We start from the raw sequence: 25,570 nt of genomic DNA on the forward strand, positions 1-25,570 counted from the left end.
CTTAGTACAGCAATTCGTTAAACGGGATAAAGCGCAGCATGTCGCCGCGCGCGATCGACAGCCCCGGCGGGCAATCGATCAAGCCGTCGCCCCACACGGTGGACGTCAGCACGCCCGAACTCTGGTTGGCGAACAGTTCCAGCGCGCCGTCTTCATTGACTTTGGCGCGCAGGAATTCGTTGCGCTTGTCCGCCTTCAGGCGCTCGAACGCGGCCGGCAGCTTGTAGCTGCGCGGCGTCAGGCTGCCCGCCACGCCCTGCAGGCGCAGGATGAACGGGCGCACGAACAGCAAAAAGGTGACGAAGCTGGAGACGGGATTGCCGGGCAAGCCGATAAAGAAGGCGTCCCGCACCTCGCCGAAGGCCAGGGGTTTGCCCGGCTTGACGGCGATCTGCCACATGTTCAGCCGCCCTTCCGCTTCCACGGCCGGCTTGATATGGTCTTCCTCGCCCACGGACACGCCGCCCGAGGTGATGATCAGGTCATTGCCCTGCGCCGCCTGGCGCAGCACGGCGCGCGTCGCTTCCAGGCTGTCAGGCACGATGCCCAGGTCCGTGATCTCGCAACCGAGATTTTCCAGCAGGCCGCGCAAGGTAAAACGGTTCGAGTTGTAGACGGCGCCCGGCGCCAAAGGCTCACCGGGCATGGCCAGTTCGTCGCCCGTGAAGAACACGGCCACACGCAGCTTGCGCAGCACGGGCAGCCGCGCCAGGCCCACGGAGGCGGCCAGGCCCATTTCCTGGCTGCGCAGGCGCCGGCCCGCGCCGAGGATTTCGCCGCCGGCGCGGATATCCTCGCCCTGGCGGCGCACCCATTCGCCCGCGTGCGGCACGTGATTGACCGTCACCACGCCGTCAAGCACGGTGCACTGCTCCTGCATCACCACGCAATCGGCGCCGTCCGGAATCAGCGCGCCCGTGAAGATGCGCGCCGCCGTCCCCGGCTGCAGGGGCTGGCCCACGTGGCCGGCCGCGATGCGCTGCGACACGGGCAGGCTGGCCGCACCGCTGGCGCAATCGCTGGCGCGCACGGCATAGCCATCCATCTGCGTGTTGTCGCGCTCGGGCACGTTCAGGGTCGACGTTTGCGCGGCCGCCAGCACGCGGCCGTTGGCGCGCATGGTGTCAATGTGCTCCACTTCGGCCACCGGACGCGCCGCGCCCAGCATGAAGGCTTGCGCCTCGGCCACCGACAGCATGGGTTTACGTACAGTGCTGGCGTCCGTCATCACAATCCCGTATTGGCGGCGATATACGCCTTCATTTTTTCCACGTCCGTGCCCATCACAACGAACTTTTGCGGCAAGTCCTCGATGTTTTCGAAGCCGGCCGGGCGCTCGGCGTCCACGCCCAGCGCTTCGAGGATGGTTTCATTGAACTTGGCCGCCAGCGCCGTTTCCAGCACGATCATCGGCACGTTCGGCTCCAGGTGCTCGCGCGCCACCTTGATGCCATCGGCCGTGTGCGTGTCGATGGTGATGCCGTAGTCGTCGGCCACGTCGCGGATGGTGTCGAGGCGGTCCTGGTGCGTGGACTTGCCCGACTTGAAGCCGTATTTGGCCACCAGCTTGAACTCGTCGCCATCGCTGCCCGGCTTGCCGGACAAGTCGAAGCCGCCATGCGTTTCCACTTTCGTGAACAGGGCGCGCACGCGGTCGCTGTCGCGGCCCACCAGGTCGTAGACGAAGCGCTCGAAGTTCGACGCTTTCGAAATATCCATCGACGGGCTGCTCGTGTGGTACGTTTCGGCCGACTTGCGCACGCGGTAGACGCCCGTGCGGAAGAATTCGTCGAGCACGTCGTTTTCATTCGTCGCGGCCACCAGTTTCGAAATCGGCAAGCCCATCATGCGGGCGATATGGCCGGCGCAGATATTGCCAAAGTTGCCAGACGGCACCGTGAACGACACTTTTTGCTCGTTGCTGGTGGTGGCCGCCAGGTAGCCGCGGAAGTAATACACGACTTGCGCCACGACTCTCGCCCAGTTGATGGAATTGACGGTGCCGATCTTCTGCTGCGCCTTGAACGGCAAGTCGTTCGACACGGCCTTGACCATATCCTGGCAATCGTCGAACACGCCTTCGACGGCGATATTGTAGATGTTCGGGTCTTGCAGGCTGAACATCTGCGCCGTCTGGAAGGCGCTCATTTTCTTGTGCGGCGACAACATGAAGACGCGGATGCCCTTCTTGCCGCGCATCGCGTATTCGGCCGCGCTGCCCGTGTCGCCCGAGGTGGCGCCGAAGATATTGAGTTCGGCGTCGTGCTTGGCCAGCGTGTATTCGAACAGGTTGCCCAGCAGCTGCATGGCCATGTCCTTGAAGGCCAGGGTCGGGCCGTTCGACAGCGCCTGCAGCATCAGGGTGGTCGATCCGCCCTTGACGATGTTTTCTTCGAGCACGCGCAGCGGCGTGATGTCGGCCGCGTTTTCGCCGGCGCGGGCGTTCTTGTAGACTGCCTTGGTATAGGTTTTCGCCGTCAATGCCTTCAGGTCCGCGGCCGGGATATCGGTGGCGAACTTCTTCAGGATTTCGTAGGCCAGGTCGGCATACGACAATGTGCGCCAGGCGTTGAGCTCGGCACCAGTGACTTGCGGGTAGTGTTCAGGGAGGTACAGTCCGCCATCGGGGGCCAGGCCGCCCAGGAGGATGTCGGAAAATTGCTGCAAAGATGCTTGTTGCGATTGCGATGGCGCTTTATCAGCGCGGGTAGACACGTAATGCATAGATTTGAAGAGTCCAGTTGAGCTGAGTGCGGTTGATCATGAATGGCAGCGGATATTATAGTGCGAGGCGGCGCCCAAGGCGAATCCGTCGCGTTCGCCCGGGCGCCACCCTGCTTGCGCGGGGGGCGTCTGTTGTCAAACGACACACCTTGTCGCACGGCAACTGTATCATGGCCGCTTTCCAGACTAGCGGGGCACGCCAGCCCGCCCACGACGACCATGCCACAGCCATGCCACATGAAACGCGACGATTTTCTCAAGCAGGACGATGTACGGGGCTTTATCGACTGGCTGGCGGCCGCATTGCCAGACAGGCCCTTTCACCTGAAGATGGCGCGCAGCCGCTTCGTGCCGGGCGGCCTGGACGTGCAGGCGACGGGCCTGGAAGCGGTGCTGGGCCACTACGTGTGGAGCACGCGCTGGACCGATGCGCAAGGCAAGGCTGTCGTCTCGGGCAACTGGCATGAAACGCGCGCCTCGCTGGGCCTGCTGCGCGGCTGGCTGAAGACCGCCATCGCGCACGGCGATGAAGACCAGGCGCTGGCGGCCTGCCTGGCCGTCCTCGAATGGGGCGGCGTGCGCGGCGCCATCGTCTTCCTCAAGCGCCTGCACGCGCAAGGCCGCCTGGTCGCCTACTTCAGGCGCCTGGCGCCCTTGATGGCACTCGACTCGGACGCCTCGCTGGACGCGCTCGACACGGACAGCGTGGAACGCTTCGACGCGGGCCTGACCAAGATCCACGCCCTGCTTGACGACAGCGGCTCGCCCATCTACGACACCCGCGTGGGCGCCGCCGTGGCCATGCTGTACGCGCAATACCGCAGCCAGGCAGGCAAGAAGCTGGCAAAGAAGCACTGGCTGGCCTTCCCCTCGGGCGCCGCGCGCGGCAAGCAGATCCGCAATCCCAAGGGTATCGACAGCGGCTTTGCCGGCGCACCGCAATTCTTCGGCAAGGCCGTGTCGTGCCAGGACTGGGCGCAATGGCAAGTCAAGCTGGGCTGGATACTGCGCGCCGTGCTGGAACAGCGCGACTGGTTCAAGGCGGACGGCGCCGACATGGCCGCCCGCTGCCATGCCTTCGAAGCGTGTCTGTTCATGCTGGGGTATGACTTGCGGTGTTTTGCAGAGGCAGAGGCAACTGCGGAAGCCGCTATGGCAAAAGAAAGGGTTGCAAAGGACGGCGTGCCGCAAAGGGGCTGGGTGCCGACTGGCTGCTCATTCAAGAACGTCCTTCCTCTATACGCGCAATTCCGGCGGGGACAGGAAAAAGATGATCTTGCCACCTTCGCCCAGTGGTACGCCATGACCCAGAACAAATCCCTGCAAACGGCCAGGGCCTACTGCTTCCCATATACCAAAAGCGAATTCGATCTGTTTGGCAGCAGTGACGAACGGCTGAGCACCATTGTCCACGGTGGAAAAGAAGGACTGTATGCGGCAGTGGGAAGCACGGAAGCATATGCGGAAGACGCCGAGCGCGAGCGAATCTGCCTGGTCGACGCCCTGCTGGTCGGACGCACGGCGGACATGTCGCCCGCCGCCAGCACCACCTGGCTGCTGAAAAAGGGCTATGCGGGAACGAAAAATGCTGCCAACACCCTGATGACGGTCGGACGCCAGGTCGGCCGTCATTTCGGCCTGCTGGACGGAAAATATCGTCCTACCGCCTTCTACCACGAATACTTCGGCGATTGCATGCGCGAGTCCTAAGTCAAAAAATCAGGCGCCCGTGCTGGCGCGTGCGCCCGATTTGCGCCACACTGGTGCTTGTCGGCCCGCCTGCGGGTCATTCATGGAAGCGGTCATGTCGCTGAGTAAAAAACCGTATCTGCAAAGCGCTGCGCTGCGCGCTGACGCCGTCGTCGACCTCGACCACTATCCGTTCACCATTCCCGCCATCCGCGACTTCGTGCACATGGATTTCCACCGCGACGTGACGTTCTTCGTGGGCGAGAACGGCAGCGGCAAGTCGACCATGCTCGAAGCGCTGGCCGTGGGGCTGGGCTTCGGCAAGGATGGCGGCACGCGCAACGTGCGCATCGCCCTGCCCTCGGACGAGGAATCGGGCTTGCACGCACACTTGCGCCTGAGCAAGAGCTACAAGAAGCCGGATGACAGCTATTTTTTGCGTGCCGAGAGCTTTTTCAACGTCGCCACCTACATGGACGACATGCCCGAATACCTGGCCAGCTACGGCGGCAAGTCGCTGCACGCGCAATCGCACGGCGAAGCGTTCATGGCGACCCTGATCAACAAGCTGCGGGGCAAGGGTTTATATCTGCTGGACGAACCCGAGGCGGCCCTGTCGCCGAGCCGCCAGCTGGCGGCATTATCGGTGATCCACCAGCTGGTGCAGGACGATTCGCAGCTGATCATCGCCACCCACTCGCCGATTCTGCTCGCCTACCCGAACGCGAAAATCCTCATGTTTACGGGCGGCGGCATCCATGAAGTGGCGTATGAAGACACGGAACACTATGCCGTCACGCGCGATTTCCTGAATAATTATCCCAGAAGGCTGGAACAGCTGTTTGAGGAGGAGTGAAGGCCAGCCCAAAGACAAAATCCGGGGTCGGACCCTCAGGGTCCGACCCCAGCGTCTGCCGTTGGGGTGTTTTTCAGATGTTCAGCAAGCCGCATGGTTCACGGTGATGACATGCACGGCCAAGCCGCCCAACGACGTTTCCTTGTACTTGTCCTGCATGTCCGCGCCCGTCTGGCGCATGGTTTCGATGACTTCGTCGAGGCTGACGAAGTGCGTGCCGTCGCCCTTCAGCGCCAGCGAGGCGGCCGTAATGGCTTTCACGGCACCCATGCCGTTGCGCTCGATGCAGGGGATCTGCACCAGGCCGCCGATGGGGTCGCAGGTCATGCCCAGGTGGTGTTCGATGCCGATTTCGGCCGCGTTTTCGATCTGCTCGTTCGTGCCGCCCAGGGCCGCCACCAGACCAGCCGCCGCCATGGCGCAGGCCACGCCCACTTCGCCCTGGCAACCCACTTCCGCGCCCGAGATCGAGGCATTGCGTTTGCACAACATGCCGATGGCGGCTGCCGTCAGCATGAAGCGGCGCACGCCGCCGACCGGATCGCTGGGGCGGCAATCCTGCGCATAGTAGCGCAGCACGGCCGGGATGATGCCGGCTGCGCCGTTGGTCGGCGCCGTCACCACGCGCCCGCCGGCCGCGTTTTCCTCGTTGACGGCCATCGCGTACAGGCTGACCAGGTGCACGGCGTCGTGCGGCAAGTCGTTGGCGCGGTTGTCCGACGCCTTCGCTTCCTGCGCCAGGCGCCACAATTTCGCGGCGCGGCGCTTCACGTTCAGGCCGCCCGGCAGGTTGCCCGTCGTTTCCAGGCCGTGCGCGATACAGTCCCGCATGACGTGCCAGATGCGGTCCAGTCCTTCATCAAGTTCCGTCTCGCTGCGCTTGACGCATTCGTTGGCGCGCAGCATTTCCGGGATCGACAGGCCGCTTTCCACGCCGTGCGCCAGCAACTGCTCCATCGTGTCGAAGGGGAACACGACGCGAGCAGCAGCGGCCGACTCCACGGCCGCTTCGGCCTGGGTCTCAGCTTGCACTTCGCCCGCTTCGCGGATAAAACCGCCGCCGATCGAGTAATACACCTTGTCAGCACGGCTGCCGTCAGCCAGTTTCAGCGTAAAGCGCATGCCGTTCGGGTGCTCGGGCAAAGACTCGCTCTTGTGCCAGATCAAGCCCGTGGCGGCCGTAAACGGCACCACATGCGTGCCCAGCAGCGCGATTTCTCCGGCCGCCTCGATGGCGGCCAGCTTGCTGTCGACGGCATCGGGCGCCACGTCTTGCGGGGTTTCGCCCATCAGGCCCAGAATGACGGCCTTGTCCGTGGCATGGCCCACGCCCGTCAGCGCCAGCGAGCCATACAGGGCCGCCTCGACGCCCACCACCTGGTCCAGCGGACCGTATTCGACCAGAAAACGCCGCGCCGCCGCCATCGGCCCCACAGTATGGGAACTCGACGGCCCGATGCCGATTTTAAACAGGTCGAATACGCTCATGTCCATATGGTGTCTCTTTATATTAGTATGTTTTTATGAATGCCGGTACAGGACTCAGGCCGCCTTGGCCGCCTGCCCCGCATCGACATTGGCCAGCATGTCCGTGACCATCTGCTCGACGCCGATCCGCGCCTTCCAGCCCCAGTCCGCGCTGGCCTTGCTGTCGTCCAGGCTTTGCGGCCAGCTGTCGGCGATGGCCTGGCGGCTGTCCGGCTTGTAGCTGATCTTGAAGTCCGGCACCATGTGCACGATGGCTTTCGCCAGCTGCTCGGGGTTGAACGACACGCCGGCCACATTGTAGGACGAACGGATCTTGATCTGCGACACGGGAGCGTCCATCAGTTCGATGGTGGCGCGGATGGCGTCGGGCATGTAGATCATCGGCAGGGTGGTGTTCGCATCGAGGAAGCAGTCATAGCGCTCGCCGCGCAAGGCCGCATGGAAGATGGCGATGGCGTAATCGGTGGTGCCGCCGCCCGGAGGCGACTTGTAGCTGATGATGCCCGGGTAGCGGATGCTGCGCACGTCCACGCCATACTTGTTGAAATAGTATTCGCACAGGCGCTCGCCGGCCAGTTTGCTGATGCCGTACATCGACGTCGGGTCCATCACCGTCATTTGCGGCGTGTTCACTTGCGGCGTGTTCGGGCCGAAGGCGGCGATCGACGATGGCCAGAAGATGCGCAGCGGTTTGCCCGCCTCGCCGCGCTCGCGCGCCAGTTCCAGGATATTGAGCAAGCCATCCATGTTCAGGCTCCACGCCTTCAACGGCGCCGCTTCGCCCGTGGCCGACAGCATGGCCGCCAGCTGGTACACCTGGGTGATGCCTTCGTCGGCGATGATCTTCGCCAGGCCGTCCTTGTCCAGCACATTCAATTGCGCATAGCGCTTGGCCTGGTACAGATTGTTCGTGCCGATGTCGCTGGCGATGACGTTGTCCGCGCCGTGCTGCTGCGCCAGCGCGCCCACCAGTTCACTACCGATTTGGCCGTTTGCGCCAATGACTAAGATGCGTTCCATGCTATTTTCCTGAATTCTTGTTAATTGGTAGTGGTGGTAGTGGTCAGCAGACCCAGTTCCTTGCCTGCCTGCTCGAACGCGGCCAGCACTTGCACCAGCTGTTCGCGGGTGTGGGCGGCGGACAGCTGCACGCGGACCCTGGCCTGGCCCATCGGCACGACCGGGTAGAAGAAGCCCGTCACCAGCACGCCCAGTTCATACAGGCGGGCGGCGAATTTCTGCGCCACGGGGGCGTCGAACAGCATCACGGGAACCACCGGATGCGTGCCCGGCTTGATGGTGAAGCCGATGCGCTCGATCTCGCTGCGGAAGAAGGCCGTGTTGTCATGCAGGCGGTCGCGCAGTTCCGTCGACTTGGCCAGGCGTTCCAGCACCGACAGCGAAGCGCCGGCGATCGATGGCGCCAGGGTGTTCGAGAACAGGTAGGGGCGCGATTTCTGGCGCAGGGTGTCGATGACTTCCTTGCGCGCCGACGTAAAACCGCCCATGGCGCCGCCCAGGGCCTTGCCCAGCGTGCCCGTGATGATGTCGATGCGGCCCATCACATTGTGGTGCTCGTGCGTGCCGCGGCCCGTCGCGCCCATGAAGCCGGAAGCGTGGCATTCGTCGATCATCACCAGCGCGCCATATTTGTCGGCCAGATCGCAGATCTTGTCGAGTTGCGCGATCGTGCCATCCATCGAGAACACGCCGTCCGTGACAATGACCTTGTGGCGCTTGCCGGCGGCAATCGCCGCCTGCAGCTGCACTTCCAGGTCGGCCATGTCGTTGTGCGCATAGCGGTAGCGGCCAGCCTTGCACAGGCGGATGCCGTCGATGATGGAGGCGTGATTCAGCGCGTCGGAGATGATGGCGTCGTTTTCATCGAACAGCGGCTCGAACACGCCGCCGTTGGCGTCGAATGCGGCCGCGTACAAAATCGTGTCTTCGGTGCCCAGGAAGGCGGAAATGGCCTGTTCCAGTTCTTTATGCACGGTTTGCGTGCCGCAGATGAAGCGCACGGACGACAGGCCGTAGCCGTATTTTTGCGTGGCGGCAATAGACGCTTCCTGCGTCTGCAGGTCGCCGGACAGGCCCAGGTAGTTGTTTGCACACATATTGATCAGGGTACGGCCATCGTCGCACACCACTTCGGCGCCCTGGCGCGAGGCGATCACGCGCTCGGGCTTGTACAAGCCTTGCTGGCGCAGTTGATCGAGATTCTGTTGCAGACCGCTGAAAAAGGTGTTCTTCGCTTGCTCGCTCATGATATTCCTTGTGTCCCTGATGTATGCGTGTGGTGTGCGTGTGGTTTCAGCCGCCATAGGGAAAAAGCCGCCGCTTGACCGGTGCGCGCACAATGCTGTACCGTGAAGCGCTGTTTGAAGTCTACACGTTTCCGTGTTTTTCCTCAAAATCCACTATTTCGAACTGAAATTCAATATAGTGGATATTACCCAAGCCTATTGAACTTTGCAAGCCACCTGCCGATGAAAACCAGCGTTTCGACCAATTCTCCCCCTGAAGTGGGTGCCACCCTGCAACGGCTGCGCCTGGCGCGCGGCCTGACACTCGAGGATTTGTCGCGCATCGCGGGCGTATCGAAGTCCATGCTGTCGCAAATCGAGCGCGAAAAAGCCAATCCCACCATCGCCATCACCTGGCGCCTGGCCAACGCCCTGGGCGTGCAGATCGGCGAATTGCTGTCCAGCGCGGAAAAAGCCGTGGAAACCATCCGCATCACGGACGCCCACGAAACCCCCACCCTGCCCGGCGACCATGCGGGCTACGTGCTGCGCATCCTGGGGCCGATGGAACTGGCGGGCAAATATGAATGGTATGAAGTGACGCTGGCGCCCGGCGGCGAACTGGCGTCGCAGCCGCACGATCCCGGCACCACCGAGCATTTGACGGTGATCCACGGCAACCTGGAACTGGAAGTGGGGACGGCAAAGAAAAAGGTCAAGAATGGCGGCACGGCGCGCTATCCGGCGGACCAGCCGCATATCATCAGGAATCTGGGAAAAACGGAGGGCAAGGCGCTGCTGGTGGTGATCCACCGCTAGCGCGCCGGCCCATCCTCCACCCTGTATGACAGAAAGTATTACGTTACGGCATCACACGGGCGCTGCCGGCGCCGGCGCCCCGCAAAGCCCAGCAAGGCCATGCCAGCCAGCAACATGGCATAGGTTTGCGGCTCGGGCACGGCGCTGACGGGATCGAGGCGGACAATCTCGCAAATGAGCGACTGGCAACGGCGCGCGGAAATCTGTCCCGCCTCGTTGATGCCGCCGACGGCCATGTAACTCCAGCCCGCCTCGCCCTGCACCAGACTTTCCAGGCTGTAAGTCACCCCATTGCTGTAGAACATGGCGTTTTCCCCCAGCACTTGGCCCAAGCCATCCACGCCGATCGGTGTGGAGATGGATTTCAGGAACGTGTTGTTGCCGTCGGTCTTGAGAAAACCGCGCGTCCGGTCCTGGTTCCAGTCGGGGGTGACATGGCCCACCATCTGGCCCGCATTGTTGATGCCCGAAATCGCGCTCTGGTAACCGCCCCAGCCCGTCGCGCTGGTCATCACGCCATCCTTGTACATGAAGCCTTGCGCGCCGCCTGGCGTCGGCGCCATCGCGGAAGCGCCGACGACGACGCCATCGTCGTTGATGCCCGTGACATAGCTGTCCTTGCCGCCCAGGGTGCCCAGCGCCCGTATGCCCGTTTGCGGGTCGTACAGATAGGCTTTCGTCGTGTAGTCGAAGGTGGCATAGCTGCCAAACCCCGCATTGAAGGCAACTTGCCCTGCAGCATTCATCGTGCCGGACCAGGTCGTTTGCCCGGCGATATTGAGCGAGGTGGCCACGCCGCCCGACAGGATGTGCACCAGCGCATTGCCATTGCTGCCGGCCGAGCGTATCAGGCTGTCCCCTGCCGCATTGCTGGCAAACACCAGATTACTCACCGCGGCCTTCGGCGCCACCGTCAACTGGCTGCCCGCCGTGGCATACACCATGTCGACGCCGTCGAGCCGGCCCACGCCGTAAATCTGCCCCATGGCGCTGATGCTGCCCACGCTCAGATTGGCCAGCGATGCATTCTCGAACACCGTGACCGAAAACCGGGGCGGCGATGCCGGCGCCCCCTGTGCGAGCGCCGGCGTGCTGACGCAAGCGCAAAACAAGGGCAGCGCGATTCTCCGGATTATTTTCATTATTCCCTCCAAGAAAAATGCACGATACGATTAAATATCAAAAATGTAAACTTATTTGACAACATTGTTGTTTGCAAGGCATTTTCGGTCACGGCGTTGCCGCGCAGCCGTGCGCAATAAGTCCTTTTGTCCATGCTAAGATTTCGCAATAGACAAGATTTCCAGGCCTGGATGTCTTTGCAGAGCGCCGCAGCACATCCCGGCTCACCCCATGCTTGCTACGCCCCTGCGCGGCATCCAGGCCCCAACTGTTTTTAACGGAGCCCACGCGATGACCATTTCCGACAGCACCACCACCTTCCACAACAAGAAAGTCGTCCAGTACGACCCTGACCTGCCCTTCGACGCCTCGCCCGGCATCGTCTACCGCCTGTCGCTCGAATACGACGACAAGCGCAAGATGGACGAGCTGATCGCCGGCTTTCTCGGCAAGGCCGACAAGGGCGCGCTCGAAGCGCTGATCATCGGCATGTGGGGCGACCCGTACGAATCGGGCGCCGACGAAGTGATGGCCGCGCTGATCGCCCACGCGCCGCAGCTGCCCAACTTGCGCGCCCTGTTCATCGGCGACATGACGTACGAGGAATGCGAAATCTCGTGGATCGTGCAAGGCAGCTACAAGCCCCTGCTGGACGCTTTCCCGCTGCTGGAAGAATTGCGCATCCGCGGCGGCAATGAGCTCGTCATCGAACCGTTCGCGCACCAGCACCTGCGCCGCTTTACCATCGAGGCGGGCGGCCTCGATCAAAAGATCGCCGAAGCGCTGGCGCAATCGAGCATGCCGCAGCTGGAACACCTGGAACTGTGGCTGGGCACCGAGGAATACGGCTTCTCGGGCGACGTCGACCTGTACCGCAAGGTGCTGGCGCAGCTGACCGTGCCGACCCTGAAATATCTGGGCTTGCGCGACGCGGAAATCGCCGACGACCTGGCCGTCTGGCTGGCCGAGGAACCGCTGGTGGCGCAGCTCGACACGCTCGACCTGTCGCTGGGCACCATCGGCGACCTGGGCGCCGTGGCCGTGCTCAATCACACGCAGCTGGGCGGCTTGAAGCGCCTGGACCTGTCGCACCACTACATTTCCGAGGAAAACCAGGAAAAACTGAAGGCGCTGCCCTTCGAGGTGGTGCTGGACGACCCGCAGGAAGCGGACGAGGACGACGGCGAAAGCTACCGCTACGTGGCGGTCGGCGAATAAGCGGAGTCTTTTTCTTTGGCTACACCCCTCACCCTGCTGGCCAGCGCCGGCAGCAAGCGCGTGCGCCTGATGCAGGCGGCGCGCGCGCAACTGCGCCTGCCGCCCGCGCAGGTGCTGGAATGGCGCGACTGGCTGGCGCAGCCGGCCCTGCTGCATGAAGCATTGCGCCAGCCAGGCATATTAAAAATCGAGCCGCCCGGCGACGATCCTGCCGCCCACCGGCTGTTGCTGCAGGCAGGCTGCAGGCTGCTGGAGCGTCCGCCGGTCGCTGCGCCCGAACACGGCGAACTGCTGGCCATGGATGCGTGGTTCGCCGGTTTTACGGCCGCCATGACTGCCCTGGCGGCGCAACTGCTTGACCTGCCGCAAACGCGCGTATTCAATGCGCCAGGCGAAATCACCGTCATGACGGACAAGCTGGCCTGCCAGCGCCACCTGGCCGCGCACGGCGTGCCCATACCGGCCTTGCTGGGACCCGTGCAAGGCTACGACCATCTGCAGGTGCTGCTGCATGAACGCCACCTTGACCGCGTGTATTTAAAGCCGCGCTACGGCTCGTCCGCGTCCGGCGTCGTCGCCTACCGCCGCAACAAGGCAGGACGCCAGCAAGCCACCACCTCGGCCGCCCTGCAGCATGGGGACGGCGCGGCGCGCCTGTTCAACGTCAAGCGCATGGCGCGCTATGAAACGCGGCACGACATCGCCGCCCTCGTCGATGCGCTGGCCGCGCAGGAACTGTACGCGGAAGCGTGGCTGAACAAGCCCCGCTGCGGCGACAGCCATTACGACCTGCGCGTCGTGACCGTGGCAGGCCAGCCCGCGCACCGCGTGGCGCGCATCGGCGACCGCATGATGACGAATCTGCACCTCGACAACCGGCGCGGCGACGCGTCCGGCCTGCTGGACGACGCCGACCTGGCCGCGCTGGAACAGACCGCCGCCCTGGCCGCGCGCGCCTTCCCCCATAGCCACGTGACGGGCTACGACCTCGTCGTGCGCCACGGCCAGGCCCATGTGCTGGAAGCGAACGCCTTCGGCGACCTGCTGCCAGGCTTGCTGTGGCAAGGCATCGATACTTACACGGCGCAACTGACCCATGTTTAACAACACCCCGGCCATCCCCGACATGCACGCCATCGTCGGCAGCCACGACATCGTCTTCCTCACGCTCGACACCCTGCGCTTTGACGTGGCGCAAGCGCTGTACGAGGCGGGCGAATTGCCCGTGCTGGGGCGCTTCTTGCCGCCGGGAGGCTGGGAACGCCGCCACTCGCCCGCCACGTTCACGTATGCGGCGCACCAGGCCTTCTTCGCGGGCTTCTTGCCCACGCCGGCCGCGCCGGGCCGCCATCCGCGCCTGTTCGCTTCCGCCTTCGCCGGCAGCGAAACGACGTCGCCGCACACGTTTGCGTTCGAAGAAGCGGACCTTCCCGCCGCGCTGGCCGCGCGCGGCTACCGCACCATCTGCATCGGCGGCGTGGGCTTTTTCAACAAGCAAACGGCGCTGGGCTGCGTGCTGCCGTCGCTGTTCCAGGAAAGCCACTGGAGCGCGGGCATGGGCGTGGCCAGCCGCCATTCGACCGAAAAACAGGTGGCGCTGGCCATCGACCGCCTGGCAGACGGTGCGCAGCGCACCTTTTTATTCATCAACGTGGCCGCCCTGCATACGCCGAACCGCGCCTACCTGCCCGGCTGCCGCGCCGATTGCCTGGACAGCCATGCTGCCGCCCTGCGCTATGTCGATGGCGCGCTGGCGCCCCTGTTTGCCGCCTGCGCCGCGCGCGCGCCCACGTTCGCCATCGTCTGCTCGGACCACGGCAGCGCGTATGGCGAAGACGGCTACCGGGGCCACCGGGTGGCCCACGACAGCGTGTGGAACGTGCCGTACGCGCACTTCTTCATCGCCCCCGATACACTTCCCAAGGAATCCCCACCGTGAATCCATCCGAACAGCCGGGCACCCTGGCGCAGCGCATGCGCCACACGCCCTACCAGGCCTATTCCTATTCGTATCCGCACAAGGCGGCCTACCGCGCCTTGCCGCAGGCGGCGCCGCTGGCGCCACTGTGGGCGCGGCAAGACCGCTCCGCCCTGTTTGCGTATATCCATATTCCGTTTTGCGAGATGCGCTGCGGCTTTTGCAACCTGTTCGCCATGGCCCGCCCCAGCGCCGGCATGGTCGAGCGCTATGTGCGGCAAGTGCTGGTGCAGATGCGTGCCCTGGCCGGCGCGCTGGGCGAACGGCGCTTTGCCCGCTTCGCGCTGGGCGGCGGCACGCCCACCTACCTGTCGCCCGCGCAGCTGGACACCCTGCTGTGCGGCGCGCGCGACATCCTCGGCATTGACCTGCAACAAACGCCGGCCGGCATCGAAGCGTCGCCCGAAACCATCACGGCCGAACGGCTGGCCGTCTGCCGCGCGCACGGCATCGACCGCGTCAGCCTGGGCATCCAGAGCTTTGCCGCCGGCGAAATGCGCGCGCTGGCCCGCCCCCAGCAAAACGCCACCGTCCATCACGCCATCGGCCTGATACGCGCGGCCGGCTTCCCCACCCTGAACCTGGACCTGATCTACGGCATCGCGGGGCAAACCGTCGCCAGCCTGCTCGCTTCCATCGACAGCGCGCTGGCCTTCCGGCCCGAGGAAATCTATCTGTATCCGCTGTACGTGCGCGAACAGACGGGCCTTGGAAAAGTGGCGCGCCGGCAGGGCGCGCAATCGCTCAGTCCCATCATGCTGGCGCAGGACGGCGACAGCCGTCTGGCCCTGTACGCGGCCGCGCGCGACCATTTGCGCGCCCAGGGCTACGAGCAGGTGTCGATGCGCATGTTCCGCGCCCCCCATGCGCCGGAACAAGACGGGCCTTCGTACTGCTGCCAGAATGACGGCATGGTGGGCCTGGGCGCGGGCGCCCGCTCGTACACGGCCAGCCTCCATTACTCGAGCGAATACGCGGTGGCGCGGCTTGATACCATCAACATCATCGACAACTACCTGGCGCTCGACGAGGCGCGCTTCGCCCAGGCCGAACACGGCTACCAGCTCGATGAGGAAGAACAGCGCCGGCGCTACGTGATCCAGTCGCTGCTGACGGAACCGGGCCTGGACCGCGACGCCTACACGGCGCGCTTCGGCTCCCGCTGCGAGATTGATCTGCCGCAGCTGGCCGAGCTGCACGCGCTGGAGCTGGTGCAGGAGGATGGTCCGCTGCTGCGGCTGAACGAGCGGGGCTACAGCTACGCCGACACCATCGGCCCGTGGCTGGCCTCCGAGACGGTGCGCGCGCTGATGGCGCAAGAGGGCCAGGCGTGCTGACAACGCAAGCAGCAACGCTGTCCCTGCTGTACCGCGGTACGCTATCGAGCTGCAACTACGCCTGCGGCTACTGCCCGTTTGCCAAGAAGCGCGACAGCCGCGCCGCGCTGGCCCGCGATGCGCGCGAAGTGGCGCGTTTTACGGACTGGGTGGCGGCGCAAGCGCGCCCCATCGGCGTGCTGTTCACGCCCTGGGGCGAAGCGCTGGTGCGGCGCCACTACCGGAGCGCGATGCAGACACTGGCGGCGCTGCCCCACGTGCGCCAGGTGGCGCTGCAGACGAATCTGTCCGGTCCCCTGGACTGGCTGGATAAGATGGACGGGCTGGAAAAGGTCGGCCTGTGGTGCACCTACCACCCGGACCAGACGACCTTGTCCCGCTTTCTCGCCCGCTGCGCCCGGCTCGATGCCATGGGCGTGCGCTATTCCGTCGGCGTGGTGGCCATGAACGAACACCTGGACGCCATCCGCGCCCTGCGCGCGGCGCTGCCCGCCCACGTCTACCTGTGGCTGAACGCGTACGACAGGCGCGGCCCCGGCTATTACAGCGAACCAGAGCTGGCCGAACTGGACGCCATCGATCCGTGGTTTGCGCAAAACCGCCGCCCGTCGCCCTCGCGCAATAAACCGTGCCTGGCGGGCGAAGCGGCGCTGTCCGTCGATGGCGACGGCGAGCTGGCGCGCTGCCACTTCGTGCCCGAGCGGCTGGGGAATCTGTACACGGACGACCTGGCGGACCTGCTGCAAGAAAAATCCTGCCCCCGCTTCAAGTGCGATTGCTATATCGGCTACGCGCAGCGCAAGGATTTGCCGTTCCAGTCCACGTTTGAAAACGGCGTGCTGGCGCGCATCGCGCCTTTGCACCGGACGTAAAAAAGCGCGGGCCAACCGCACCCGCGCTTTTTATCAATCAGATTACGATACTTACAACGCCGAACAAAACCGTAGCGAGCGGAAGGGAGTTGCGGCCGAGAAGCGCAACTGTACGAAGGTACAGTGAGCATCGCAGGCCGTAAATCACGACGCGCAGTAGGTTTTGGTCGGTGTCCTTAGCTAGATTACTGCGCCGCCACCTTGGCCGGCTCCGCCACTACCGGCGCCATCTTCAGCGAACGGCTGAGGAAGCCCCAGCGATCGGCCACTTCTTCGATCTGCTTGGTCGTCGGCTTGCCGGCGCCATGGCCGGCCTTGCTGTCGATGCGGATCAGCACGGGTGCCGGGCCGCCTTGCGCTGCCTGGGCGGCGGCGGCGAACTTGAAGCTGTGGGCAGGCACGACGCGGTCGTCGTGATCGGCCGTCGTGATCATGGTGGCCGGGTAGCAGCCGCCCGCCTTCAGGTTGTGCAGCGGCGAGTATTTCACCAGCGCCTTGAACTGCTCGGCGTCGTCCGACGAGCCGTAGTCAGGCACCCAGCCCCAGCCCACGGTGAACTTGTGGAAACGCAACATGTCGAGCACGCCCACTTGCGGAATCGCCGCGGCGAACAGGTCCGGACGCTGCGTCATGGCCGCACCGACCAGCAGGCCGCCATTGCTGCCGCCGCCGATCGCCAGCTTCGATGGCGAGGTGACCTTGTTGTCCACCAGCCATTGCGCCGCGCCAATGAAATCGTCGAACACATTTTGCTTGTTCAGCTTGGTACCAGCCTGGTGCCAGGCTTCGCCGTACTCGCCGCCGCCGCGCAGGTTGGCCATCACATAGACGCCGCCCATTTCCACCCAGGCAAGATTTGCCACGGAGAAACTCGGCGTCAGCGAAATATTGAAGCCGCCATAACCGTACAGGTAGGTCGGATTCGTGCCATCGAGCTTCATGCCTTTTTTCGAGACGATGAACATCGGCACCTTGGTACCGTCGCGGCTGGTGAAGAATTGCTGGCGCGTTTCAAAGGCGTTCGGGTCGAAATCGACCTTCGGCTGGCGGTACACCGTGCTCTTGCCCGACTTCATGTCGTAGCGGTAGATGGTCGCCGGCGTCGTGAAACTGGTGAACGAGTAAAACGTTTCCGTGTCGCCACGCTTGCCCGCGAAACCGCCGGCCGAACCGATGCCCGGCAAGGCTACTTCACGCACCAGCTTGCCGTTCAGACCGACGATCTTGATTTGCGTTTGCGCATCTTTCAAGTAATCGAGCACCAGCTGGTTGTTGATCAGGTTGACGGCGACCAGGGTTTCCGCGCTTTGCGGCACGATCTCTTTCCAGTCGGCAGGCGCAGGTTTGCGCGTATCGATGGCGATCACGCGCGATTTCGGCGCCTTGTTGTCCGTCTTGAAGAAGAACACGGGGCCGTCATTGTCGATGAACGCGTACGATGCGTCGAATTCTTCCAGCAAGCCCACGACCTTGGCATTCTTCTGGCGCAAGTCCTTATAAAACACGCGGTTCTTGCGTTCCGTGCCCTGCGTGGCCGTGATGATCAGGTAATTGCCGTCGTCGCTGACGGTGCTGCCGCCAAACGCCCATTCCTTCTGGTCGGGACGGTCGAAGACCAGCACGTCGTCGCTTTGCGGCGTGCCGATCTTGTGGAAATACAATTTCTGGAAGTAATTGATATCGGCCAGCTTGGTCGCTTCATTCGGCGCGTCATAGCGGCTGTAGAAGAAACCTTTATTGTCCTTGGTCCACGAAGCGCCCGAGAACTTGGCCCACTTGATGTGGTCCGTCAAATCCTTGCCCGATTCGATGTCGCGTACTTTCCACTCGTTCCAGTCGGAACCGGAAGCGGACGTGGCATACGCCAGGTATTTGCCGTTCGGGCTGATCGAGGTGCCGGCCAGCGCCACCGTGCCGTCGGTGGACAGGGTGTTCGGATCGAGCAGCAAACGCGGCTCGTCGGACAGTTTTTTCACCGTGTACAGCACGGCCTGGTTCTGCAAGCCGTCATTGCGGCTGTAGAAATAGCGGCCGCCCTGCTTCGTTGGCGTAGAGAAACGCTCATAATTCCACAGCTTGGTCAGGCGCTGCTTGATCGCGGCGCGCTCGGGGATGGTGCCCAGGTACGACTGCGTCAGCTTGTTTTGCGCCGTGACCCATTCGCCCGTTTCCGCGCTGTTGGCGTCTTCCAGCCAGCGGTAGGGGTCAGCGATGGTGGTGCCGAAATAGCTGTCTTGCTGGTCGACTTTTTTGCTGACCGGATACGTCACGGGGGCGCCATCGCCGGCCGGGCACGCTGGCATCGCGGCGTTTTGCGCCAGGGCATTGCCACCGAAAGCGGCCAGCAAGCTGAATATGAGGGTTGCACTACGTAATTGCATGGGTTGTTGTCTCATTGTTGGATGTCGAGGAAAGCAAGCCGTTCAAACTCGCGCTGCGGCTGCCCATGTTGACTTTCGCCAAGAGAAATCATAGCGCGGATTGCCACTTTTAAAGCACAGTTATCCGGTGGATTTGCCGTCTTTTATTTGGACAATTCCAAGGAATTGCCGTGATAAATCTCGCTTTCGCCGGAATCGGCAAACTGACGTTCATGCAAGAAACATTATCAAAAGCAAATACGTTTCATCAAGCCGTCATAAATAGTCCTTACCATAGGCAACTTGTTCATGGCCCGTCCAGAGGCCGTGCCGCCACAGCCGCCTATGCACACTCTCGCCCTCCCTTCCGCCACCGCCGTGCCGCCCGGCGCGATGCCATCGAATGTGGCTTACCTGAAACCGCCATCGGCCGCCATGACCATCGAAGGGACGGATGCCTTGCACGATATCCTGGCGGGCCGCAAGCTCAGCGCGCTGTTCCAACCCATCATCCACATGCACAGCGGCGACATCATCGGCTACGAAGGCTTGATACGGGGGCCGTCCGACAGCCCCCTGCACGCGCCGATGAATCTGTTCAAGGTGGCGCGCGCGCATGACCTGACGCTGGAAGTGGAACATTTGTGCCGGCAAGTCGTGCTGGAACGCTTTGCGGAACTGCAGCTGCCAGGAAAACTGTTTCTCAACGTCAGCCCGGAATGCTTGCTGCTACGCAATGCGCGCCATGGCGAAACCCTGGAATACATCGAGCACATCGGCATCAACCCGGACAGGGTCATCATCGAGCTGACGGAAAACCAGCCCACGTATGACTACGAGCTGATGCGCGAAGCGGTGCTGCATTACCGCAACATGGGTTTCCAGATCGCCATTGACGACCTGGGCGAAGGTTTTTCCAGCCTGCGCCTGTGGTCGGAACTGCGCCCCGAGTACGTGAAAATCGACATGCATTTCATCCAGGGCATCAATAATGACCCCGTGAAACTGCAATTCGTGCGCTCGATCCAGGAAATCGCGGAAAAATCGGGCACCCTGGTGATCGCCGAAGGCATCGAAGCGCAGACGGAATTGCTGGTCTTGCGCGACCTGGGCGTGGCGTTCGGCCAGGGCTATCACCTGGGACGCCCCAATGCGGTGCCGGCGCGGGCGCTGCCGGCCGAAGTGGTGCAGGCGCTGGGGCGCAACGGCGTGGCCGTGTATCCGCAGCGCAGCAGCCTGGAAAAGAACGGCGCCAGCATCCGCAAGCTGCTGCACCGCGTGGCGGCCGTCTCGCCGGAAAAGAACAATAACGAGGTGTACGATATCTTCCTGAAGGAACCGAAGCTGATGATCATCCCCGTCGTCGACGACGGCGTGCCGCTGGGCCTGATCAGCCGCTTCGAAATGATCGACCACTTCGCCCGTCCCTACCAGCGCGAACTGTATGGCAAGAAATCGTGCAGCCTGTTCATGGATGCCAATCCCCTGATCGCCGACCACGAAACGAGCTTGCAGGAGCTCAGCTACACCATGGTGCAATCGAGCGCCCACCACCTGTTCAACGGTTTCATCATCACCGAACACGGCCGCTACCTGGGCATGGGCACGGGACACGACCTGATGCGCGAAATCACGCAGATGCAGATCAATGCGGCCCGCTACGCCAACCCGCTGACGCAACTGCCCGGCAACGTGCCCATCAACGAGCATATCGACCGCTTATTGCACAGCGGCAGCCGCTTCTGGGTCTGCTATTGCGACCTCGACCACTTCAAGCCCTTCAACGACGTGTACGGCTACCGCAAGGGCGACGACGTGATCCAGCTGACGGGAGAAATCCTCAGCAGCCATTGCGACCCGAACCGCGATTTCATCGGCCACATCGGCGGCGACGATTTCATGATCCTGTTCCAGAGCGAAGACTGGGAAACGCGCTGCCACGCCATGCTGGACGACTTCGCGGCCGCCATCCTCGCCTACTACAGCACGGGCGACTGCGAACGGGGCGGCTACATCAGCGAAGACCGGCAAGGCAAGAAAGTGTTTTATTCGTTGATCAGCCTGTCGCTGGGCGTCATCAAGGTCGAGGCGCACCAGTACTACACGCACCATCAGATCGCCACGCAGGCGGCCGAAGCGAAGAAGCAAGCGAAGAAAATCCACGGCAACAGCCTGTTCCTGGATAGGCGGCAAGGCACGGGCGTGGCCCGCATGGATGCCTAGCCAGGGTTCAACGGGGCATCAAATACGCACGAGGTCGTCAAACGTATTGCTGCCGCGCGCATCGGGCACGAATGCCAGGCTGATGCGCTCGCCATCGCGGCGCGCCTGCACGCGGCAATTGCCCACGGGAACGTCCAGGAACAGGCCGCCATAAGCCGTGTCCGGCTCCAGGCCGCCGCCCGTGACATCTTCGCCGGCGCCGATGAAGACGCGGCCCGAGGCGACAGTCAGATGCACGGTTACCTGGGGCTCGGCAAGTTCGGCGTGCAAGGCGATGTCATACGCGCCGTCGCCGCCCACGTTGAAAAACGCCACGTGCCCCGCATTCACGGCCGCCAGTTCCGCACTGGGGAGGCTCCACCAGTCGCAGTCGTCGCCGAGCTTGTGGCGCAGAAGGGCCGGGTCGAACACGCACACGGTGGCCGTGCCGGTTGCGATTCTCGTCATGCGGCCAGCGGCGCCGGTCCCAGCAGGGGCTGGCTTTCCACGTACTGCGCGCTCGCTTGCGCCTGCCACGGGAAATGGCCATCGCGCGAAGGCCAGACGATCTGGTACACGGTAAAATCATCGCCCTGGTAATACCAGCGCGCATAGCCGACGTAGTTGCGGTATTGCTCGACGGGCACGCGCACGAAGGCGCATGGATGGCCTTCCAGCAAGGCGTCCGTGGTGGCAGTAAAATCCGTGATGGCGCCGCTGCGCACGGCATCGAGCGCCACGTCGAGTATCTGATGAGCAGTGGAGCGCGGCAAGCCCATGATGAGAAATTCAGGCTGGCCGAAGCTGTGGCCGGCACCTATGGTGAAGGCATAGCCGGGACCTTCTTCATCGGCACTGATATGCACGCCATGCCAGCCATGCGTGGCGATGTCGTCGATGACTTTTTGCTCGGATGCATCCTCGCCTGTCTGCCTTACCATGTTCCACCTTTCACTGTGTCCAACACCCGCGCCGCCTGCGCGACATGCTCTTCAGCAATTATCGCATGCGGTGCGCATCGCTGCGCGCGCGGCACCGGTGCCTCAGTCGCTCGGCGGCAGCGGCGGGAAGCGCACCTGGTGCCATTGCCGCATGCGCTGCTGCGCCTCTTGCAGCTGCGCCGGCTCCAGCCTGGCGGCAGCCGCTTCCCTGGCCCGGGCCGCGCCGCTGTCGCCGCCCTCGGCCGCCAGCGCCAGCCACATGTAGCCGCAGACGGGATCTTTCTCCACGCCGCGCCCGCTGTTGTACATGCCGCCCAGGTTGTACTGCGCCAGCGCATGGCCCTGGCCGGCCGCGCGCGCATACCATTGCACGGCCAGGCCATCGTCTTGCGGCACGCCATGGCCGTTCGCATACATGACGCCCAGGTTGTTTTGCGCGCTGGCATCGCCCTGCTCGGCGGCCGTGCGATACCAGCGCACGGCGCACACCGCGTCGCGCGCCACGCCCTGGCCATTCGCATACATCACGCCCAGGTTGAACTGCGCATTCGACGCGCCCTGATCCGCCGCCCGGGCATACCAGTCCAGCGCCTGGCGCAAGTCGCGGGCGACGCCGCGTCCGCCCGCAAACATGCCGCCCAGATTGTATTGCGCCATGCAATGGCCCTGCAGGGCGGCGCGCCGGTACCAGGCGACGGCGCGCGCCTCGTCCCGGTCCACGCCCTGGCCCCGCGCCAGCATCAGGCCCAGGTTGAACTGGGCGTCGGCGTCATCCTGCTCGGCCGCCCGCTGCAGCCAGGCGTAGGCGCGCAACTGATCGGGCGCCACGCCCAGGCCTTCCGCATACGCCACGCCAAGCTGCCGCTGCGCCACGGCCAGGCCTTGCGCAGCGGCCTGGCGGAACCAGGCCAGCGCCTGCGCATCGCTTTGCGCCACGCCCTGGCCCCGCTTGTAGACGAGACCCAGGTTCAGCTGCGCCTGCGCATCGCCCTGCAAGGCGGCCTTGCGGAACCAGGCCAGGGCCAGCGCATCGTTCTTTTTCGCGCCCAGCCCTTGCGCATAGGCTTCGCCCAGCAAGGATTGCGCGCTGGCCACGCCCTGCTCGGAGGCGCGGTAAAACCACGCCAGGGCCAGCTCGTCGCTCTGCAGCACGCCGCGTCCCTTGCGGTACATCTGTCCCAGGTTTTGCTGCGCCGAGGCGTCGCCCTGCGCGGCCGCGCGGCGAAACCACAGCACGGCGTCCTCGTCGCTCTGCGCCACGCCGCGGCCGTGGTAATACAGGGCGCCCAGGTGGTTTTGCGCGAAAGCCAGCCCTTGCAGCGCGGCCAGGCGCAGCCAGACAAAGGCGCGCGCATCGTCCTGCGCCACGCCCTCGCCCTTCTTGTACATCAAGCCCAGGTTGAACTGGGCGTAGGCATTGCCCTGCTCGGCAGCCGTGCGGAACCAGATATACGCCTGGTGGCTATCTCTGGCAGTCTGGTGCTTGTCCATGTGCGCCCCCATCCACATTGCGCTTGCCGGCAGCACGCGCAAAACGGCGGCCCAGGGCGGCGAAATCGTGTGTTGCTTAAATTTTAAATTCGATGCGGGGAAAGGACTTGAGCAGGCTCAAAGGAAATAACAAAATTATATCGTTCTGATGAGCCCGCCTGTAGGCGATGCGGAGATCAGTGGCGTGATGGGTGCTTTTGCAGGAATTGCGGTACCTTGGCGGCGGCCAGCTTGTTCAGCGACACCAGCAAATCCGCGTCGACATCGGCGATGCCGTAGCTGCTGCGCAAATGGCGGCCGATATGGATCAGCACTTGCGCCGCCACTTCCGCATCGGACTCGGCCCTGTGGGCGGCGCTCTTGAAGGCGATGCCCAACTGGCTCGACAGCAGCCCCAGCTTGTAGCTGGACAGGCCGGGAAACACGCGGCGCGACAGTTTCAAGGAACACACGAGCGACTGGTGCGCCGGCGTCAGGTTCAGCCTGGCGCTTTCCGCGCGCAGGAATTTTTCATCGAAGCTGGCATTGTGCGCCGACAAGGCATCGCTGCCGATAAAATCCAGCAACTGCGGCACTACCTCGGCCACGGGCGGCGCCTTGTCCACCATGGCCTGCGTGATGCCCGTCAAGCCTGTAATGAACGCGGGAATGCGGGCATTGCAGTTGATCAGGGTCACATAGCGGTCCGTAATCTGCCCGCCCTCGATGCGCAAGGCCGCCACTTCCGTGATGCGGTCGCCCATGTCGGGAGATAAACCGGTCGTCTCGAAGTCGATCATGACGATCGGTTTGTCAAACACATTCATGGGGCGCTTTCGTGGGTGCAACAGTGGGTGTATCGATAAAATGCGCAGGGCAAGGCGCCGCGTCGCAGACAGTACACTAGTACGGCAAGACGCGGCAACGCCGCCATGCACATTTTATCAACCAAATTTGCGCACGGCGTCCAGCGCGAGACCGGCACCGATACTGCCGAACAAATCGCCTTCGACCTTGCGCGCGGCCGGCACCAGGGCGGCGATCTTTTCGCGCAGCAAGCGCACGCCGCTGGAACCGCCCGTGAAGAACACGGTGTCGACGTCTTGCGGCGCCACGCCCGCATCGCGCAGCAAGCGCAGCACGGTTTCTTCCACGGAACCGCACAAATGGCCGATGGCGTCGTCGAATTGCGTACGTTTGAGCAACAGGCTTTGCGCGGGCGACAGACGGTCCAGTTCCAGCTGCACTTCGGCCGCGTCGGACAGGGCAATCTTGCCCTCTTCCACCTTCATGGCCAGCCAGTGGCCGGCGCGCTCGTCGATCAGCGTTTGCAGCCGTTTCACTTTATCTTGCTCGCGCGCATCGCGGCACACGTCGGCCAGCTGTACCCAGATTTTCTTGGTATAGGCCAGGTTGATCGTGTGCCAGGTGGCCAGGTTGAAATAATAGCTGGACGGCACTTCGCTATTGTTGTGCAGGCGGCTGCCATAGCCGAGCAGAGGCATGACGGAAGACAGGCTCAGGTATTTATCGAAGTCCGTGCCGCCGATATGCACGCCGCCCGTGGCGAGGATGTCGTCGCGGCGCTCCGTCTTTTTCGCCCGCTCCGGCGACAGCCGGACCAGCGAAAAGTCGGACGTGCCGCCGCCGATGTCGGCGATCAGCACCAGCTCTTCCCTGTCGATTTGCGACTCGTAGTCGAAGGCGGCGGCGATCGGCTCGAACTGGAAGGCGACGTCCTTGAAACCGACGGAACGGGCCACTTCGGCCAGCGTATCCTGCGCCAGCTGGTCGGCTTGCGCATTGTCGTCGATAAAGAAGACGGGACGGCCGAACACGGCGGACGTGAATTCGCGGCCGGCGGACTGCTCGGCGCGGCGCTTCACTTCGCCGATGAATTGGGCCAGTAACATGCGGAAGGGCAAGGCGCGGCCGCCCACTTCCGTCTGGCCATCGATGAGACTGGTGCCCAGCAAGCTTTTCAGCGAGCGCATCAAGCGCCCCTCGTAACCGGCCAGATAGCCGGCCAGCGCCGCGCGGCCAAAACTGACTTCCTCGTCTTCCGCATTGAAGAAGACGACGGACGGTAGGGTCGTCTTGCCATCTTCCAGGCCGAGCATGGTGCTCTGCCCGGGACGCGCCCAGCCTACCGTGGAATTTGACGTGCCGAAATCGACGCCGCAAGCATTGGCCATGTCGACCCTTCCCTGAATAAAGGGGCGTTATGTTATCAGAACGCAGGCCATTG

Annotated in this window: 21 protein-coding genes; 9 read left to right on the forward strand and 12 right to left on the reverse strand. The window is 63.5% G+C overall.

The genetic code is table 11. The features are described from left to right. Position 1 precedes the first annotated feature (1 nt). Both IGS61_RS02560 and thrC read right to left on the reverse strand, forming a co-directional pair. Positions 2-1,228, reverse strand: a complete 1,227-nt coding sequence (locus IGS61_RS02560) for a molybdopterin molybdotransferase MoeA (protein ID WP_230538152.1) — start codon at positions 1,226-1,228, stop codon at positions 2-4. Beyond that, positions 1,228-2,724 (reverse strand): threonine synthase, encoded by a 1,497-nt coding sequence (gene thrC, locus IGS61_RS02565; protein ID WP_230538153.1) that lies wholly within the window; start codon positions 2,722-2,724, stop codon positions 1,228-1,230. Before thrC ends, IGS61_RS02560 begins: the two co-directional genes overlap by 1 nt. A 237-nt stretch (positions 2,725-2,961) precedes the next feature. On the opposite strand from thrC, the gene IGS61_RS02570 reads away from it, so the two are divergent. Next, positions 2,962-4,434: a hypothetical protein gene (locus IGS61_RS02570; protein ID WP_230538154.1), complete on the forward strand. Its 1,473-nt coding sequence runs from the start codon at positions 2,962-2,964 to the stop codon at positions 4,432-4,434. Positions 4,435-4,528: 94 nt separating this feature from the next. Then, complete coding sequence (locus IGS61_RS02575) at positions 4,529-5,269, forward strand: AAA family ATPase (RefSeq protein WP_230538155.1); 741 nt, start codon at positions 4,529-4,531, stop codon at positions 5,267-5,269. Between the two features lie 81 nt (positions 5,270-5,350). On the opposite strand, the gene IGS61_RS02580 is transcribed toward IGS61_RS02575, so the two are convergent. The 3 genes from IGS61_RS02580 to kbl are packed head-to-tail and all read right to left on the reverse strand — an operon-like array spanning position 5,351 to position 9,024. Continuing rightward, the gene (locus IGS61_RS02580) at positions 5,351-6,763 is read right to left on the reverse strand and encodes an L-serine ammonia-lyase (protein WP_230538156.1); all 1,413 of its coding nucleotides are present in this window, start codon (positions 6,761-6,763) and stop codon (positions 5,351-5,353) included. A 48-nt stretch (positions 6,764-6,811) separates the two neighbouring features. Beyond that, positions 6,812-7,777 carry an NAD-dependent epimerase/dehydratase family protein gene (locus tag IGS61_RS02585; protein WP_230538157.1) on the reverse strand — a complete coding sequence of 322 codons (966 nt, stop codon included), beginning with the start codon at positions 7,775-7,777 and terminating at the stop codon, positions 6,812-6,814. Positions 7,778-7,797: 20 nt separating this feature from the next. Continuing rightward, positions 7,798-9,024 carry a glycine C-acetyltransferase gene (gene kbl / locus IGS61_RS02590; RefSeq protein WP_070218655.1) on the reverse strand — a complete coding sequence of 409 codons (1,227 nt, stop codon included), beginning with the start codon at positions 9,022-9,024 and terminating at the stop codon, positions 7,798-7,800. A 222-nt stretch (positions 9,025-9,246) separates the two neighbouring features. On the opposite strand from kbl, the gene IGS61_RS02595 reads away from it, so the two are divergent. Beyond that, complete coding sequence (locus IGS61_RS02595) at positions 9,247-9,822, forward strand: helix-turn-helix domain-containing protein (RefSeq protein WP_230538158.1); 576 nt, start codon at positions 9,247-9,249, stop codon at positions 9,820-9,822. A gap of 38 nt (positions 9,823-9,860) precedes the next feature. Here IGS61_RS02595 and IGS61_RS02600 read toward each other — a convergent pair whose 3' ends face one another. After that, positions 9,861-10,964, reverse strand: a complete 1,104-nt coding sequence (locus IGS61_RS02600) for a PEP-CTERM sorting domain-containing protein (RefSeq protein WP_230538159.1) — start codon at positions 10,962-10,964, stop codon at positions 9,861-9,863. A 271-nt stretch (positions 10,965-11,235) separates the two neighbouring features. On the opposite strand from IGS61_RS02600, the gene IGS61_RS02605 reads away from it, so the two are divergent. The 5 genes from IGS61_RS02605 to IGS61_RS02625 are packed head-to-tail and all read left to right on the forward strand — an operon-like array spanning position 11,236 to position 16,349. Next, positions 11,236-12,162 carry an STM4015 family protein gene (locus tag IGS61_RS02605; protein WP_230538160.1) on the forward strand — a complete coding sequence of 309 codons (927 nt, stop codon included), beginning with the start codon at positions 11,236-11,238 and terminating at the stop codon, positions 12,160-12,162. A 15-nt stretch (positions 12,163-12,177) separates the two neighbouring features. Then, a complete protein-coding gene (locus IGS61_RS02610) occupies positions 12,178-13,266 on the forward strand; it encodes an STM4014 family protein (RefSeq protein ID WP_230538161.1) in 1,089 nt (362 codons plus the stop codon). Next, positions 13,259-14,101 (forward strand): STM4013/SEN3800 family hydrolase, encoded by an 843-nt coding sequence (locus IGS61_RS02615; RefSeq protein ID WP_230538162.1) that lies wholly within the window; start codon positions 13,259-13,261, stop codon positions 14,099-14,101. The genes IGS61_RS02610 and IGS61_RS02615 overlap by 8 nt, the downstream gene beginning before the upstream one ends. After that, complete coding sequence (locus IGS61_RS02620; RefSeq protein WP_230538163.1) at positions 14,098-15,477, forward strand: STM4012 family radical SAM protein; 1,380 nt, start codon at positions 14,098-14,100, stop codon at positions 15,475-15,477. The genes IGS61_RS02615 and IGS61_RS02620 overlap by 4 nt, the downstream gene beginning before the upstream one ends. After that, the gene (locus IGS61_RS02625) at positions 15,471-16,349 is read left to right on the forward strand and encodes an STM4011 family radical SAM protein (RefSeq protein WP_230538164.1); all 879 of its coding nucleotides are present in this window, start codon (positions 15,471-15,473) and stop codon (positions 16,347-16,349) included. Before IGS61_RS02620 ends, IGS61_RS02625 begins: the two co-directional genes overlap by 7 nt. 185 nt (positions 16,350-16,534) lie before the next feature. Here the strand turns inward: IGS61_RS02625 and IGS61_RS02630 are convergent, their stop codons facing one another. Continuing rightward, positions 16,535-18,730, reverse strand: coding sequence for a prolyl oligopeptidase family serine peptidase (locus tag IGS61_RS02630; protein WP_230538165.1), 2,196 nt, complete (start codon positions 18,728-18,730; stop codon positions 16,535-16,537). Positions 18,731-19,144: 414 nt separating this feature from the next. Between IGS61_RS02630 and IGS61_RS02635 the strand changes: the two genes are divergently transcribed. Continuing rightward, on the forward strand, positions 19,145-20,932 hold the full coding sequence (locus tag IGS61_RS02635) for a GGDEF domain-containing protein (RefSeq protein ID WP_230538355.1): 1,788 nt from the start codon (positions 19,145-19,147) through the stop codon (positions 20,930-20,932). 18 nt (positions 20,933-20,950) lie between these two features. On the opposite strand, the gene IGS61_RS02640 is transcribed toward IGS61_RS02635, so the two are convergent. From IGS61_RS02640 to IGS61_RS02665, 5 genes are all read right to left on the reverse strand, one after another. After that, positions 20,951-21,379: a DUF6386 family protein gene (locus tag IGS61_RS02640; RefSeq protein ID WP_230538166.1), complete on the reverse strand. Its 429-nt coding sequence runs from the start codon at positions 21,377-21,379 to the stop codon at positions 20,951-20,953. Beyond that, the gene (locus IGS61_RS02645) at positions 21,376-21,852 is read right to left on the reverse strand and encodes a DUF4262 domain-containing protein (protein ID WP_230538167.1); all 477 of its coding nucleotides are present in this window, start codon (positions 21,850-21,852) and stop codon (positions 21,376-21,378) included. The genes IGS61_RS02640 and IGS61_RS02645 overlap by 4 nt, the downstream gene beginning before the upstream one ends. Positions 21,853-21,954: 102 nt before the next feature. Continuing rightward, positions 21,955-23,343 (reverse strand): tetratricopeptide repeat protein, encoded by a 1,389-nt coding sequence (locus IGS61_RS02655; RefSeq protein ID WP_329958032.1) that lies wholly within the window; start codon positions 23,341-23,343, stop codon positions 21,955-21,957. Between the two features lie 176 nt (positions 23,344-23,519). Then, entirely contained in the window at positions 23,520-24,149 is a 630-nt protein-coding gene (locus IGS61_RS02660; RefSeq protein WP_230538168.1) for a 3'-5' exonuclease, read from the reverse strand. 117 nt (positions 24,150-24,266) lie between these two features. Next, on the reverse strand, positions 24,267-25,517 hold the full coding sequence (locus IGS61_RS02665; RefSeq protein ID WP_230538169.1) for an Hsp70 family protein: 1,251 nt from the start codon (positions 25,515-25,517) through the stop codon (positions 24,267-24,269). Positions 25,518-25,570 lie beyond the last annotated feature (53 nt).

This window comes from Janthinobacterium sp. FW305-129 (assembly GCF_020858115.1).
Lineage (GTDB): Bacteria > Pseudomonadota > Gammaproteobacteria > Burkholderiales > Burkholderiaceae_D > Janthinobacterium.